Source organism: Pseudomonas sp. CP-1 (genome assembly GCF_021213715.1).
In the GTDB taxonomy this organism is placed as follows: domain Bacteria; phylum Pseudomonadota; class Gammaproteobacteria; order Pseudomonadales; family Pseudomonadaceae; genus Pseudomonas; species Pseudomonas aeruginosa.
In genome coordinates this window covers 35,050-49,257 of sequence record NZ_JAJQKY010000027.1, presented here as the reverse complement: position 1 = coordinate 49,257, position 14,208 = coordinate 35,050, and the positions used below count along the sequence as shown (strand labels likewise).

Here is a 14,208-nt window from a genome sequence, read left to right as displayed (position 1 = left end):
CCGGCGACCTAGGGATTCGCACGCAAAGCGCGCAGGGTCTTCGCGAGGACCCCGACCGCCGCCTCCAGCTCGTCCGTGGTGTAGGCGGCGAAGCCCATCAGGAAACCCGCTCGCGGTGGCGCGGCGAGATGCAGGGCGCTGAGCCCGACCAGCTCGACACCGGCGCGGTATGCCGCCGCGATGGCGCGCGTTTCGTCGATTTCCGCGCAGAGCAGCCCGGGCATCTGTAGCCCGCCGGCCGGCACGCGCGGCTCGACCAGGCCGCCCAGACGCTTGCCTACCCGCTCCGCGAGGAATCCCAGGCGCTCGCCGTAGAGGTTGCGCATGCCGCGCACGTAGGCGCCGAAGTGGCCGCCGGCGATGAAGCGCGCCAGGGTCAGTTGCGCCAGCGAGGCGTTGTGCCCGTCCTGCAGGGAGCGGGCGACGGTCATCGGTGCCACCAGCGCCGGCGGCAGGACCATGTAGCCGATGCGCAGGCCGGGAAACAGCGACTTGGTGAACGTGCCGATGTAGAGCGTCCGCTCGTGGACGTCCAGGCCTTGCACGCAGGCGGTGGGCCGGCCGGCGTAGTGGAACTCGCTGTCGTAGTCGTCCTCGATGATCCATGCCTGCTGCCGCTGCGCCCATTCGATCAGCGCCAGGCGACGCTCCAGCGACAGGGTCACGCCGGTCGGGTAATGGTGCGACGGGGTCAGGCACAGCGCCCGCGCCGCCTGCGGCTGGGCGAGGATCGGCTCGGGCCGCAGGCCCTGTTCGTCGACCGGGACCGGCAGGCACTCCAGGCCTGCGGCCTCGAAGGCCTTGCGCGCGCCGTAGTAGGCCGGGTCCTCGACGAATATCCGCTCGCCGGCGTCGAGCAGCACGCTGGCGCAAAGACCCAGCGCCTGTTGCGAACTGGTCAGCACCAGTACCCGGTCGGCCGTGGCGCGTGCGCCACGCTCCAGGTTGACGTAGTCGGCGATCGCCTGGCGCAGCGGTTCGGCGCCCTGCGGGTCGCCGTGGGTCAGGGCGCGCGCGCCATATTCCTTGAGGACCTGGCGCTGCAGGCGCTCCCAGGTCGCCAGGGGAAAGGTGCGGGTCTCCGGCACGCCGGGAGCGAAGGGGCGCGGGACGAGCTGCTCGCGAACCCCGCCGCCAGCCTGCATCGCCTCGCCACGCCGGCTCAGTCGCGGCGCGCCGCCGACCCGTCGTGGAGCGCCCGCACCGCGCCGGCCGGGGGACAGCCGGGTAGCCGCGGCCACCACGCTGCCGCTGCCGACCCGACGCTCGATGAAGCCCTCGGCATGCAGGTGCGAATAGGCCGCTTCGACGGTGTCGCGGGATACCCCCAACGACTGCGCCAGCGCCCGCGAGGCCGGCAACGGATTGCCCGGCGCCAGGGCACCGTCGAGGATCAGTTGGCGGATCGCGCGCTGGATTCGCGCATGCAGCGGCAGGGCCTGGAGCTGTGGATGGAGGAGTCGCGCCTTGACCGATTCGAGCAGTGATTGCCTGAACAAATGGTCTGCCCTCGATCATCTAATTGGTGGGATATGGCAAGCCATTAGGCAGCTATAAAAACACCCGGGTCAAGACCCTCGGTCCCGGCCTACGCCGGATCGCCCCATCAAGCCAAAGAAGGAAGCACTGGATGCAATCCCTGCACACACTGGTATCGGTACGCCCCGTGGCACACGAGGACTTCGAGCAGTGGCTCGAACACTGGAAGGCCTACCAGGCGTTCTATGAAGTCGAACTCTCGGCACAGACCACCGAGGCCACCTGGCGGCGCTTCTTCGACGAGGGCGAACCGATGCACTGCGCCGTGGCCAGCGACGGTCGCCGCCTGCATGGCATCGTCAACTTCCTCTACCACCGCTCGACCTGGGCGGCACAGGACGTCTGCTACCTGGAAGACCTCTATGTCTCGCCCGACGTGCGCGGCCAGCAGATCGGCAAGCAGTTGATCGAGTACGTCCGCCGGCAGGCCGAGGAACGTCGCTGCGCGCGGCTCTACTGGCATACCCAGGAAAGCAACCACAGGGCGCAGCGCCTGTACGACTGGGTGGCGGACAAGCCGGGCGTGATCGAATACCGCATCGAGCTCTGAACCGACCGCGCGACCGGAGCCTCGGCGCGGCGGACCCTCGACGCGGTTCTCAGTCCCAGGCCGGCGCCAGGCCCTGCGGACTGACCTCGCGGCCGTTACGCTCGAGGCCGGCGATGCGCGCCATGTCCTCGGCGTCCAGGCGCAGGTCGCGCGCCAGCAGGTTGCTGGCGAGGTTCTCGCGGCGGGTCGAGGACGGAATCACCGCGTAGCCCAGTTGCATCGCCCAGGCCAGCGCCACCTGGGCGACCGTGGCCCGGTGCCTGGCGGCTATCCCGGCCAGCGTCGGGTCCTTCAGCACCTTGCCGTAGGCCAGGGTCATGTACGAGGTGACCGCGATGCCCTGCTCCTCGAGGAAGGCGGTCAGCGCGCGGTTCTGCAAGTAAGGGCTGAGTTCGATCTGGTTGGTGGATATCTCGCCCGCACCGACCGCGGCGATGGCCTGGCGGGTCAGCTCGATGTTGAAGTTGGAGACGCCGATCCGCCGGGTCAGGCCCAGGGACTTGGCTTCCGCCAGCGCCGCCATGTACTCCGCCAGCTCGACGCCGTTGCCGGGTGCCGGCCAATGGATCAGGACCAGGTCCAACCGGTCGGTGCGCAGTTTCTCCAGACTCTCGCGCAGGCTGGCGAGCAGCTTTTCGCGGGCGTAGTTGTCGACCCAGACCTTGGTGGTGAGGAACAGCTCGGAACGCGGTACGCCGCTCTCGGCGATCGCCCGGCCGATATCCGCCTCGTTGCCGTAGATCTGCGCGGTATCGATGGCGCGATAACCCAGCTCGAGGGCGCTGCGCACCGAGTCGACGACGACCTGGCCGGTGAGGCGGAAGGTGCCGAGACCGAAGGACGGGAGGGGGTGGATGGTGGAAGACATGGCTGCGCTCCGTGGGCGGGATGACTCGAAGGAAGCGCAGTGTGGCGGCTTACATCTCTTCGATTAAGACCCGAATCGAGCAAATTCATTTGCGCTGGAATCACGAATCCAGGCGGCCTTCACGGGAGGTATCCAGCGGAAATCCCCGTCAGCCGCTGGCAGGACGCAGTTCATCGGATTTCTACGAATACTACTGATAACGATAATCTCTATCATTTACTCCATTTTTACATTTACATACACTTGCCCCGCCGCGAATTCCTACGCCGGTTTCCCACATAAACAAGAAACGCAGCCGGTCGCGCCAACGGCCTGCCTGCGCCGCCATCCAGGACACTGCAGATGAAATACGTCGTTTCCAGTGCGTTATTGCTCGGTCTCTCCTCGCTTTCCCTGGCCGCCCAGGCCGCTCCCATCGCCCTTGACCTTCCCGCTCAGCCCCTGGCCGCATCCCTCGAGCAATTGCAGGGCGCCAGCGGCCTGCGCATCCGTTTCGACCGCGCGACCGTGGCCGACCGGCGCGCACCGGCCCTACGCGGCACGCTGGAGCCGAGCGAGGCACTGCAGCGTCTGCTCGCAGGTTCCGGACTGAGCGGGGAGGTACGGGGCGGCGACGCCTGGGTCGAGGCCGCTGCGACAGGTGCCGGCATCGCCCCCGGCGACAGCGTCGACCTCGGCGCGCTCAGCGTGGTCGCCACCCAGGACCCGGCCACCGCCGCCATCACCGAAGACAGCGGCTCCTACACCACCCGGGCGATGCGCACCTCGACCAAGCTGGCGATGTCGATCCGCGAGACCCCTCAGTCGGTCAGCGTGGTCACCCGCCAGCGCATGGACGACCAGGGCATGCGCGACCTAAACGACGCGGTGAAGGGCGTCACCGGCCTCACCGTGCAACAGTACGGGCCGGCCCGGGTGAAGTACGCGGCGCGCGGCTTCGACGTCGACAACATCATGTACGACGGCCTGCCGACGAGCATTTCCACCTATACCCAGGACGTCATTTCCGCCGCCGACCTGGCCATGTTCGACCGCGTCGAAGTGGTGCGCGGTGCCACCGGCTTGATGCAGGGCGCAGGCAACCCGGCGGCGGCGATCAACATGGTGCGCAAGCGTCCGACCCAGGACTTCCGCGCCTCCCTGCAAGGCAGCGTCGGCACCTGGGACCGCTATCGCAGCGAGGCCGACGTTTCCGGTCCGCTGAACAGCGAAGGAACCCTGCGCGGCCGCGCGGTGGTCGCCTACCAGAAAGGCAACAGTTTCCAGGACCACGTCAGCAGCGAACGCGGCGTGTTCTACGGAATCGCCGAAGCCGACCTGAGCCCGGACACCACCTTCGCCATCGGCGCCTCGAACCAGAACGACAACCGCAACGACAACTGGGTAGGCCTGCCCAGCCCGCTGGGCGGCCGCCACCTGGACCTCAAGCGCTCGTCCTACTACGGCGCCGACTGGTCCTACTGGGATACCGACACCACCCACCTGTTCAGCGACCTGACCCACCGCTTCGCCAACGGTTGGCAGATGAAGCTGGCCGCCGACAAGCTGTGGGCGCGAATCAACATGCTCGGGCTGTACAACGACTGCTACTACTCGACCACCGGCTGCGCCAGCATGACCCAGAACCCCGGCGACTACAGCTACACCGACGACCACGACAGCTATGACGCCTATGCCAACGGTCCCTTCCAGTTGCTCGGCCGCGAGCACGAGCTGGTGGTCGGCGCCAGCTATCGCCAGGAACGCTTCGACGGCCACGGCGGCTGGGGCAGCCTGTTCAACAAGGACGGCACCCCGACCGGGCCGATGGACCCGACCCAGTGGGACCCGAGTTCGACCCTCAAGCCGAGGCTGAACACCAGCCTGTGGGGCATGAAGCTCGACCAGGAACAGAAAGGCGCCTACCTCACCACCCGGTTGAACCTCGCCGACCCGCTGAAAGTGATCCTCGGCGGGCGCCTGGACTGGTATAAGGCCGACGCCGATACCGACAGCTACAAGGTCACCCGCAACGTCACCCGCTATGCCGGGGTGATCTACGACCTGAACCAGACCTACTCGGTCTACGCCAGCTATACCGACATCTTCAAGCCGCAGAGCAACTTCGACGCCGGCGGCGGCCTGCTCGACCCGATCACCGGCAAGAACTACGAGATCGGCCTGAAGGGCGAACACTTCGGCGGCGCGCTCAATTCGCAGATCGCGCTGTTCCAGATCGACCAGGAAAACCGCGCCACCGAGGACGTCGGCGGCCCCTCGCCATGCCCCTTCAGCCCCACCTCGCGCTATTGCTCGCGCGCTTCGGGCAAGGTCCGCAGCCAGGGCGTCGACCTGGAGCTGAGCGGTGCGCTGAGCGACGACTGGCAGATGATGGCCGGCTATACCTACGTCGACGCCAAGTACAAGCACGACAGCAACAAGGCCAACGAGGGCAAGCCATTCGACGCGGCCAAGCCACGCCACCTGTTCAAGCTCGCCACCAGCTACACGCTACCCGGCGAACTGCACAAATGGCGCGTCGGCGGCGACCTGGCCACCCAGAGCAAGACCGAGGACAGCAGCACCGGTTTCCAGCAGGGCGGCTACACCGTGGTCAACGCCATGCTCGGCTACAAGGTCAGCGAACGGATCGACACACGGCTGAACTTCAACAACCTGTTCGACAAGTACTATTACAGCGGCATCGACTTCGGCAACCTCAACTACGGCGAGCCGCGCAACCTGATGTTCACGGTGAAGTACTCGCTCTGATCCCGGACCGCCGGCGTGCCTCCGCAGGTGCGGCGGCGGTGTCCGAACGGCCCTTCGAGGCGCCTCAGCAGGGCCGATAGCGGCGCTCGAACTCGCTCGCCAACTGCTCCAGCGTGACGCTCCCCAGGCGCTCCAGGAGCAACGCCTGCGCCGCCTCGAACGCCTCGCCGAGCGCTTCGTTGACCGCCTGCTCGACCAGGCATTCCGGATGATCGGTAGACAGGCCGATGGCGAAGATCGAGGACGCTCCCAGCGCCTGGTGGATATCCAGCAAGGTGATGTCCGCCAGCGGCTTGGCCAGCCGCCAACCGCCGCGATGGCCCTTCTCCGAACTCACGTAGCCTTCGTTCTTCAGCAGCGCCATGGTCCGTCGCACCACCACCGGGTTGGTGCCGAGCATCTGCCCGATGGCTTCGGAAGTCGCCGGCCCTTCCTGGCGGGCCATATGGATCAGCACATGGAGCATGCGCGAGAGGCGGGTGTCGTTTCTCATGGACGGCGGACTCGTGGAGACGGAAAAGCCATGAGTATCTCTCGCTACAGAAAAAGTTACGAGAGCGTTGACAAACGCCGTTCATGAAACTTACGTTGTTGCGTGACTATCCGAATGGGAGATACGCCATGACTTTCGACGTGATCATCGTGGGCGGCAGCTACGCCGGCATCTCCGCGGGCATGCAACTGGCGCGGGCGCGGCGCAGGGTGCTGGTGATGGACACGGGACTGCGGCGCAACCGCTTCGCCCGGGCCTCCCACGGCTTTCTCGGCCAGGACGGCCGCGACCCGGCGGCCATCGTCGATGACGCCCGCGCCCAGTTGCTGGCCTATCCCAGCGTCGAGTGGCTGTCCGAAGCCGCCGTCGCGGCGAAGAAGGAGGCTGACGGTTTCGTGGTGAAGGCCGCCAACGGAGAACGCTTCACCGCGCACCGGCTGATCCTCGCCAGCGGGGTCGCCGACGAGCTGCCGGAGATCCCCGGTCTTGCCGAGCGCTGGGGACGGCACGTGTTCCATTGCCCGTATTGCCACGGCTACGAACTGGACGGCGGGCCGATTGGCGTACTGGCGGCCTCACCGCTGGCCATCCACCACGCCCTGATGTTGCCCGACTGGGGAGCGACCACCTTCTTCCTCAACGGCGTCTTCGAACCGGATGCCGAGCAAATGTCCAGGCTGGACCGGCGCGGCGTGGCGATCGAGCGCGAAGCCGTGGTCGCGCTGGGCGGCGCGCGCGCCGACGTGACCCTGGCCAGCGGCCGCACGATTACGCTCGCGGGGTTGTTCACCCAGCCGCGTACGCGCATGGCCAGCCCGCTGGCGGCGTTGCTCGGCTGCGAGTTCGAGGACGGGCCGAGCGGGCCGTTCATCAGGACCGACGGCATGCGCGAAACCAGCGTTCCCGGCGTCTTCGCCTGCGGCGACGCGGCGCTGGCGGCCGGCAACGTCGCCATCGCGGTGGGCGACGGCGCACGCACCGGTGGCGCGGCGCATCATTCGCTGCTGTTCCGCTGACGCCGGAGGCTGACAGGCCAAGGATCCGGCCCACCGCCCGGCAAATCTTTCGAACTCCCCGGCGTTCCGGCTTTCCACTCTCCTGCATGTCACGCCACGGCGCCCGCTACGAGCGCCCCAGCAGAGGAGAAAACCATGAGCGCGAAGCTGCAAGGCAAGAACGTCCTGGTCATCACCGCCAACACCGGCATCGAGCGCGACGAGCTGCTCGAACCGCTGAAGACCCTGAAGCGACAGGGCGCCACGGTCACCCACGCGACCATCGAGGGCGGCGAAGCGCAGACCTGGGTGCACGACAGCGAGAAGGACCTGATCGTCAATTCCGACGCCAGGCTGCAAGGCCTGCGCGCCGAGGACTACGACTTGCTGCTGGTCCCCGGCGGCACGGTGAATGCCGACACCCTGCGCCAGGACAGCGAGGCCCGGCGCCTGGTCAGGGAATTCAGCGACGCAGGCAAGACGGTCGCCGCCATCTGCCACGGCCCCTGGCTGCTGATCGACGCCGGTGTCGCCCGCGGCAAGACCCTGACCTCCTATTCCAGCGTGCGTATCGACCTGACCAACGCCGGCGCGGACTGGGTCGACACGCGGGTGAAAGTCTGCCCGGCGCACGGCTGGACCCTGATCACCTCGCGCAACCCGGGTGACCTGCAGGCGTTCAACGAAGCCATCGGCGAAGCCCTGCAGGCGGCCGCCTGATCGTCATTCGCGGAGACAAGCGGTGGACACCCTGAAGATCGCCACCTTCAACGTCAACGGCATCCAGACCCGGCTGGCCGCGCTGCTGGCCTGGCTGGAGCGGGAAGCGCCGGACATCGTCTGCCTGCAGGAACTGAAGACGCCCGACGCGCGCTTCCCCGCCGCGGCGCTGGAGAGGGCCGGATACGGCGCGATCTGGCAGGGCCAGTCGGCGTGGAACGGCGTCGCCATCCTCGCCCGCGACAGCCAGCCGCTGGAGGTACGCCGCGGCCTGCCGGGCAACGCCAGCGATCCCCACAGCCGCTACCTCGAAGCGGCCGTCGACGGCCTGCTGGTGGCCAGTCTTTACCTGCCCAATGGCAATCCCCAGCCGGGACCGAAGTTCGACTACAAGCTGGCCTGGTTCGAGCACCTCATCCGCCACGCCGCCGAGCTGATGGAGAGCGGCCATCCGGTGGTGCTGGCCGGCGACTTCAACGTGGTGCCCAGCGACTTCGATATCTACGACACCCGCTCCTGGAAAAAGGACGCCCTGCTCCAGCCGGAGTCCCGCGAGTGCTTCGAGCGCCTCCTGCGGCAGGGCTGGGTGGACGCGCTACGCCAGCGTTTCCCCGACCGGCGCCTCTATACCTTCTGGGACTACTTCCGCCAGCACTGGCAACGCGACGCCGGGCTGCGCATCGACCACCTGCTGCTCAGCGCCAGCCTGGCGGACCACCTGGAAGACGCCGGGGTGGATCGCTGGGTGCGCGGCGAGGAGCACGCCAGCGACCACGCGCCGGCCTGGGTAAGCCTGCGGCGTCCCTCAGAGCCCCGGCGCTAGCCGAGCTGGCCCCGGCACTGCGCATCGGCTCTCACCGCCCCTCCGGCAACCTCGCCACCACCTTGATCTCGAAGCTGAAGCCATACAGCCAGTTCACCCCCACCGCCGTCAGCGTGGGGTACGGCGCCTCGCCCCAGTACTCCGGGACGATCTTCCAGATGCGCTCGAAGTTGGCCTCGGCGTCGACCATGAACACGGTGACGTCGAGCACATCGTCGAACCCGCAACCGGCCGCGGCGAGCACCGCATTCAGATTGTCGAAGGCGCGGCGGACCTGGGTCTCCAGCTCGGGTTCGGGAGAGCCGTCGTCGCGGCTGCCGACCTGGCCGGAGACGAACAGCAGGCCGTCGCTGCGGACCGCCGGGGAATAGCGGTTGCGCTCGTAGAGGGCCTGGCGGCCGGCGGGGAAAACCACGTCGCGTACAGTCATGCGATACCTCCATCCTGGGGCTCCCGGCCCCGTCATCGTCGATGGAAGAACGGTAAGGTCGTGCGCGCCGTGGATAAACGCGCAACCCTGGCCATGACTGTTTGTAGAATCCAAACAATCCCCGACGACCCGGAGTCCCGATGGACCGTTTCGATGCGATGCAGGCCTTTGCCCGTGTGGTGGAGACCGGCAGCTTCACCAAGGCGGCGGAGACGCTGCACATGAGCCGCACCAGCGTCACCCAGTTGGTCCAGCAACTGGAAGCGCGGCTGCGGGTACGCCTGCTCAACCGCACCACGCGCAAGCTCAACCTGACCGCCGACGGCACCGCCTACTACGAGCGGGTGATACGCCTGCTGGCGGAACTGGACGATGCCGAGACCAGCCTCTCCAGCGCCGCCCTGGCGCCCCGCGGGCGTCTCCGGATCGACGTGCCGAGCCCGCTGGCGCGGCTGCTGCTGATCCCGGCGTTGCCCGAGTTCCATGCGCGCTATCCGGATATCCAGATCGACCTGGGCGTGAGCGATCGGCTCGTCGACCTGATCGACGAGAACGTCGATTGCGTCATCCGCGGCGGCGAACTGCGCGACCAGTCGCTGATGGCGCGGCGGGTCGGCGACCTGCAACTGGGGGTCTACGCGGCACCGGCCTACTTGCAGCGCGCCGGCGTGCCGAGCCACCCGCGCGAACTGGAGGACAGCCACCAGCGCATCGTCGGCTTCCTCTGGGCGCGCACCGGCAAGGCCCTGCCCTACGCCATGCACAGGGGCGAGGAAAGCCTGCGGGTGGCGGGCCGCCATGTGCTGGCGGTGGACGACGGCAACGCCTACCTGGCGGCCGGGCTGGCCGGCCTGGGCATCCTCTGGCTGCCGCACTACATGGCGCGTGAGCCCCTCGCCCGCGGCGAGCTGCTGCCGCTGTTCGAGGACTGGAGCCTGGAGCCGATGCCGCTGTACCTGGCGTTCCCGCCGAACCGCCACGTCAGCGGCAAGCTGCGGGTGTTCATCGAGTGGGTCGCCGAACTGATCGCGCGGCATGCGCCGCCGTTGCATCCGCCGCTCTGAAACAAAGACGGAGGCGTATCCTGGAAAACCCTGGAGTAATGGTAAGCGGCCAGGGCTCTATATATGCCCCGCGATTATAAAGATGACTGATACGACCATAAGCCGGATATCCTGGAATTCAACCAAGCCGACATCGGAACGGTTTCCGAGCGATGAATGAAAGATTCACTCAGCCTTATATTCAGGACTGGTCAAACCGGATAACTTGAAAATCCGGATTTCGTTAACCCGATCACATCGATAGATGCACCAGCAAAGCACTCGCGCACTACACCCTGCACCTCTCTGAAGCAAGCCGAAGGCTCTATAGCGGCACTCCAGACCAAACTTTAGTTGGTAGATAGAGCACTCCAACATCAATGACAAGTGAGGGGAATAGCTATCTATTCTGCTATCCATAAACGCTTCTTCATATTTAATAGCTAGCAGAAACGAATATAAAAAATATTTGAATGACTCCGTCACCCCTGCATATCTTTCGCCACGCGAACGATTAAGGAAGTTGCCCTCCCCAAACTGAAGGAGTCGATTCATGCATAAGAGAACGTACCTGAATGCATGCCTGGTTCTCGCGCTGGCTGCGGGCGCGAGCCAGGCCTCGGCCGCGCCCGGTGCGAGCGAAATGGCTGGCGACGTCGCCGTGCTCCAGGCTTCTCCGGCGAGCACCGGCCACGCCCGCTTCGCCAACCCCAACGCGGCGACCTCGGCGGCCGGCATTCACTTCGCCGCGCCCCCCGCCCACCGCGTGGCCCGCGCCGCGCCGCTGGCGCCGAAACCGGGTACGCCGCTGCAAGTAGGCGTGGGCCTGAAGACGGCGACTCCGGAAATCGACCTGGCAACCCTCGAATGGATCGACACCCCGGACGGGCGCCACACCGCGCGCTTCCCGATCAGCGCCGCGGGGGCCGCCAGCCTACGCGCCGCGATTCGCCTGGAAACCCGCAGCGGCTCGCTGCCCGACGACGTGCTGCTGCACTTCGCCGGCGCCGGCAAGGAAATCTTCGAGGCCAGCGGCAAGGACCTCTCGCTCAACCGTCCCTACTGGAGCCCGGTCATCGAGGGCGATACCCTGACCGTCGAACTGGTGCTGCCGGCCAACCTGCAACCGGGCGACCTGCGCCTGTCGGTACCCCAGGTATCGTATTTCGCCGACTCCCTGTACAAGGCCGGCTACCGCGACGGCTTCGGCGCCAGCGGCAGTTGCGAGGTGGATGCGGTCTGCGCGACCCAGAGCGGCACGCGGGCCTACGACAACGCCACAGCCGCGGTGGCGAAGATGGTCTTCACCAGCTCGGCGGACGGCGGCAGCTACATCTGCACCGGCACCCTGCTGAACAACGGCAACTCGCCCAAGCGCCAGCTGTTCTGGTCGGCCGCGCACTGCATCGAGGACCAGGCCACCGCCGCGACGCTGCAGACCATCTGGTTCTACAACACCACCCAGTGCTACGGCGACGCCTCGACCATCAACCAGAGCGTCACCGTGCTGACCGGCGGGGCGAATATCCTGCACCGCGACGCGAAGCGCGACACCCTGCTGCTGGAACTCAAGCGTACTCCGCCGGCCGGCGTGTTCTACCAGGGCTGGAGCGCCACGCCGATCGCCAACGGCTCGCTCGGCCATGACATCCACCATCCGCGCGGCGACGCCAAGAAGTACTCGCAGGGCAACGTCTCGGCAGTGGGCGTCACCTACGACGGGCATACCGCCCTGACCCGCGTCGACTGGCCGTCGGCGGTGGTCGAAGGCGGCTCGTCCGGCTCGGGCCTGCTGACCGTCGCCGGCGACGGTTCCTACCAGCTACGCGGTGGCCTGTACGGCGGCCCCTCGTACTGCGGCGCGCCCACCTCTCAGCGCAATGACTACTTCTCCGATTTCAGCGGCGTCTATTCGCAGATCTCCCGCTACTTCGCGCCCTGAGGCCAGCCAGGCTATCGATCGCGCACCGGCGGATAACCGCGCAGCGGTTATTCGCCCTACGCCTGGATCGGCGCGTGAAAGTGCAGCTTCTTTCATCGGTCCGGAACAGGTGCCAACGGCATTATCCGCCGTTTATCCCGCGCAGCGGTTATTCGCCCCACACCCGGATTGGCGCGTGGAAGTGCGGCTTCCTTCATCGGTCCGGGACAGGTAGGGCGCATAACGCCAACGGCGTTATCCGCCGTTTACCCCGTGCAGCGGTTATTCGCCCCACGCCCGGATCGGCGCGTGGAAGAGGGGCGTTATGCGCCGCCGCACGTTCAGTCCTGGCGGCTGGTGACTTCCAGCAGGTGGTAGCCGAACTGGGTCTTCACCGGGCCCTGGACCACGTTCAACGGCGCGCTGAAGACCACCTGGTCGAACTCGCGGACCATCTGGCCAGGACCGAACGAACCCAGGTTGCCGCCGTCGCGGCCGGAGGGGCAGGTGGAATGCTCGCGGGCGACTTCGGCGAAATCCGCACCGCCTTCGATGGCGGTCTTCAGTTCGTTGCACTTGGCTTCGCTGGAAACCAGGATGTGGCGGGCAGTGGCTCGGGCCATGGGGAAATACTCCTAGGGTGAAACGGCAGAGCCTAGCAGACATCGACGCCAGCACCGACAGCCCGCGACCGGAGGAGGCACTCGACAAGCGTGGCGCAGGCTGCTTGACTCGCCGCCTTTGCGAATCCGGGAACGCCTTCCGATGAGCCAGACTTTCCACGGCAGTTGCCTGTGCGGCGCGCTGCGCTACCGCCTGTCGTCGCCCCCGCGGGCGCTCTCCCACTGTCATTGCGGCCAGTGCCGCAAGGCCCATGGAGCGGCATTCGCCAGTTATGGCAGCGTCCCCGTCGCGGACCTGCACATCGACCGCGGCGCCGACCTGCTCGCCACGTTCAGCTCCTCCCCCGCCGTGCTCCGGCGCTTCTGCTCGCGCTGCGGCTCGCCGCTGTTCTGGTCAAGGAGCGAAGGCAAGTTCGCCGACTGGGTATCGGTCGCCCTCGGCAGCCTGGACACGCCCTTCCCGGCGGCGAAACAGAAGCATGTCCAGGTCGCATCGATGGCCTGCTGGTACCGGATCGCCGACGACTGGCCGCGGTTCGACTGAAGTCCGCTCGCGATCCGCCGGCCGGTGCCTGTTTTTTCGCCGGCAAGGCCCGGGCCTGGGGTACCATGCCGCGCCCTTCGCCGCCGGTCCTTGCCGCCCATGTCCGCCACCGCGCTGTACACCGACCTGTCCCACTATTACGACCTGATGTGCGCCGACATCGACTACCAGGCGCAGAGCCACTGCGTGCGTCGCCTGCACCAGTTGTTCGGCAACCAGGGCCGGCGGCACCTGGACCTGGCCTGCGGTACCGGCCCGCACGTGCGGCACTTCCTCGATTTCGGCTATCGCAGCGCCGGTCTGGACATCAACCAGCCGATGCTCGACCTCGCCCGACAGCGCTGCCCCGAAGCGCACTTCAGCCGGCAGGACATGGCCGGCTTCCAGGTGGACGAGCCGCTGGACCTGATCACCTGTTTCCTCTATTCGATCCACTACAACGCAGGGCTGGAGCGCTTGCGCGCATGCCTGGCCAGCGTGCATGGCGCACTGGCGGATGGCGGCGTGTTCTGTTTCAACACGGTGGACAAGGGGCAGATCGACAATCGCTCGTTCGTCCGCCATTCCGTGGAGCATCGAGGCAGCCGCTTCACCTTCGGTTCCGGCTGGTACTACAGCGGCGAGGGCGAGCGCCAGGCGCTGCGCCTCGGTATCGAGAAAACCACGGACGGAACGACCCAGACCTGGGAGGACGAACACCCCATGGTCGCCCTCAGCTTCGCCGAGCTGCAGCACCTGTTGCAGACGCATTTCGAGGTGCAGGTCTTCGAACACGACTACGAACGGATCACGCCCTGGGCCGGCAGCTCCGGGAATGCCCTGTTCGTCTGCGTGAAGCGCTAGCCTCCGGATATCCTGGCGCAAACGTGACGATCAGGCTGGCACGGGCGGGGCAGCGTTTCACAGGG

General features: G+C 66.8%; 14 protein-coding genes. 9 read left to right on the top strand and 5 right to left on the bottom strand.

Annotated features, from left to right (window positions below):
• Positions 1–8: 8 nt before the first annotated feature.
• The gene (gene pdxR / locus LT948_RS30500) at positions 9–1,499 is read right to left on the bottom strand and encodes a MocR-like pyridoxine biosynthesis transcription factor PdxR (RefSeq protein WP_033995791.1); all 1,491 of its coding nucleotides are present in this window, start codon (positions 1,497–1,499) and stop codon (positions 9–11) included.
• Between the two features lie 131 nt (positions 1,500–1,630).
• On the opposite strand from pdxR, the gene LT948_RS30495 reads away from it, so the two are divergent.
• A complete protein-coding gene (locus LT948_RS30495; protein ID WP_003110534.1) occupies positions 1,631–2,089 on the top strand; it encodes a GNAT family N-acetyltransferase in 459 nt (152 codons plus the stop codon).
• A gap of 49 nt (positions 2,090–2,138) precedes the next feature.
• On the opposite strand, the gene dkgB is transcribed toward LT948_RS30495, so the two are convergent.
• The gene (gene dkgB, locus LT948_RS30490; RefSeq protein WP_019484598.1) at positions 2,139–2,957 is read right to left on the bottom strand and encodes a 2,5-didehydrogluconate reductase DkgB; all 819 of its coding nucleotides are present in this window, start codon (positions 2,955–2,957) and stop codon (positions 2,139–2,141) included.
• A gap of 342 nt (positions 2,958–3,299) precedes the next feature.
• On the opposite strand from dkgB, the gene LT948_RS30485 reads away from it, so the two are divergent.
• On the top strand, positions 3,300–5,708 hold the full coding sequence (locus LT948_RS30485; RefSeq protein ID WP_033995793.1) for a TonB-dependent siderophore receptor: 2,409 nt from the start codon (positions 3,300–3,302) through the stop codon (positions 5,706–5,708).
• 64 nt (positions 5,709–5,772) lie between these two features.
• On the opposite strand, the gene LT948_RS30480 is transcribed toward LT948_RS30485, so the two are convergent.
• Positions 5,773–6,201 carry an Rrf2 family transcriptional regulator gene (locus LT948_RS30480; protein WP_023092400.1) on the bottom strand — a complete coding sequence of 143 codons (429 nt, stop codon included), beginning with the start codon at positions 6,199–6,201 and terminating at the stop codon, positions 5,773–5,775.
• Positions 6,202–6,284: 83 nt separating this feature from the next.
• Between LT948_RS30480 and LT948_RS30475 the strand changes: the two genes are divergently transcribed.
• The 3 genes from LT948_RS30475 (at position 6,285) to xth (ending at position 8,739) form a co-directional block, all read left to right on the top strand.
• A complete protein-coding gene (locus LT948_RS30475; protein WP_004346014.1) occupies positions 6,285–7,217 on the top strand; it encodes an NAD(P)/FAD-dependent oxidoreductase in 933 nt (310 codons plus the stop codon).
• Between the two features lie 135 nt (positions 7,218–7,352).
• Positions 7,353–7,916: a DJ-1/PfpI/YhbO family deglycase/protease gene (locus LT948_RS30470; RefSeq protein WP_023092399.1), complete on the top strand. Its 564-nt coding sequence runs from the start codon at positions 7,353–7,355 to the stop codon at positions 7,914–7,916.
• A gap of 22 nt (positions 7,917–7,938) precedes the next feature.
• Positions 7,939–8,739, top strand: a complete 801-nt coding sequence (gene xth / locus LT948_RS30465) for an exodeoxyribonuclease III (protein WP_003110540.1) — start codon at positions 7,939–7,941, stop codon at positions 8,737–8,739.
• A 31-nt stretch (positions 8,740–8,770) separates the two neighbouring features.
• Here the strand turns inward: xth and LT948_RS30460 are convergent, their stop codons facing one another.
• The gene (locus LT948_RS30460; RefSeq protein WP_003101334.1) at positions 8,771–9,169 is read right to left on the bottom strand and encodes a RidA family protein; all 399 of its coding nucleotides are present in this window, start codon (positions 9,167–9,169) and stop codon (positions 8,771–8,773) included.
• 140 nt (positions 9,170–9,309) lie between these two features.
• Between LT948_RS30460 and LT948_RS30455 the strand changes: the two genes are divergently transcribed.
• Both LT948_RS30455 and piv read left to right on the top strand, forming a co-directional pair.
• Positions 9,310–10,233: a LysR family transcriptional regulator gene (locus LT948_RS30455; protein ID WP_023092398.1), complete on the top strand. Its 924-nt coding sequence runs from the start codon at positions 9,310–9,312 to the stop codon at positions 10,231–10,233.
• 532 nt (positions 10,234–10,765) lie between these two features.
• The gene (piv, locus tag LT948_RS30450; RefSeq protein WP_023092397.1) at positions 10,766–12,154 is read left to right on the top strand and encodes a protease IV; all 1,389 of its coding nucleotides are present in this window, start codon (positions 10,766–10,768) and stop codon (positions 12,152–12,154) included.
• Positions 12,155–12,474: 320 nt separating this feature from the next.
• Here piv and LT948_RS30445 read toward each other — a convergent pair whose 3' ends face one another.
• The gene (locus LT948_RS30445; protein ID WP_003093561.1) at positions 12,475–12,756 is read right to left on the bottom strand and encodes a peptidylprolyl isomerase; all 282 of its coding nucleotides are present in this window, start codon (positions 12,754–12,756) and stop codon (positions 12,475–12,477) included.
• A gap of 142 nt (positions 12,757–12,898) precedes the next feature.
• Here LT948_RS30445 and LT948_RS30440 point away from each other — a divergent pair, with 142 nt between their 5' ends.
• Together LT948_RS30440 and eftM are read left to right on the top strand one after the other, a co-directional pair.
• Positions 12,899–13,300 (top strand): GFA family protein, encoded by a 402-nt coding sequence (locus LT948_RS30440; protein WP_033995796.1) that lies wholly within the window; start codon positions 12,899–12,901, stop codon positions 13,298–13,300.
• Between the two features lie 99 nt (positions 13,301–13,399).
• Positions 13,400–14,143 (top strand): class I SAM-dependent methyltransferase EftM, encoded by a 744-nt coding sequence (gene eftM, locus LT948_RS30435; protein WP_003093564.1) that lies wholly within the window; start codon positions 13,400–13,402, stop codon positions 14,141–14,143.
• Positions 14,144–14,208: the final 65 nt, after the last annotated feature.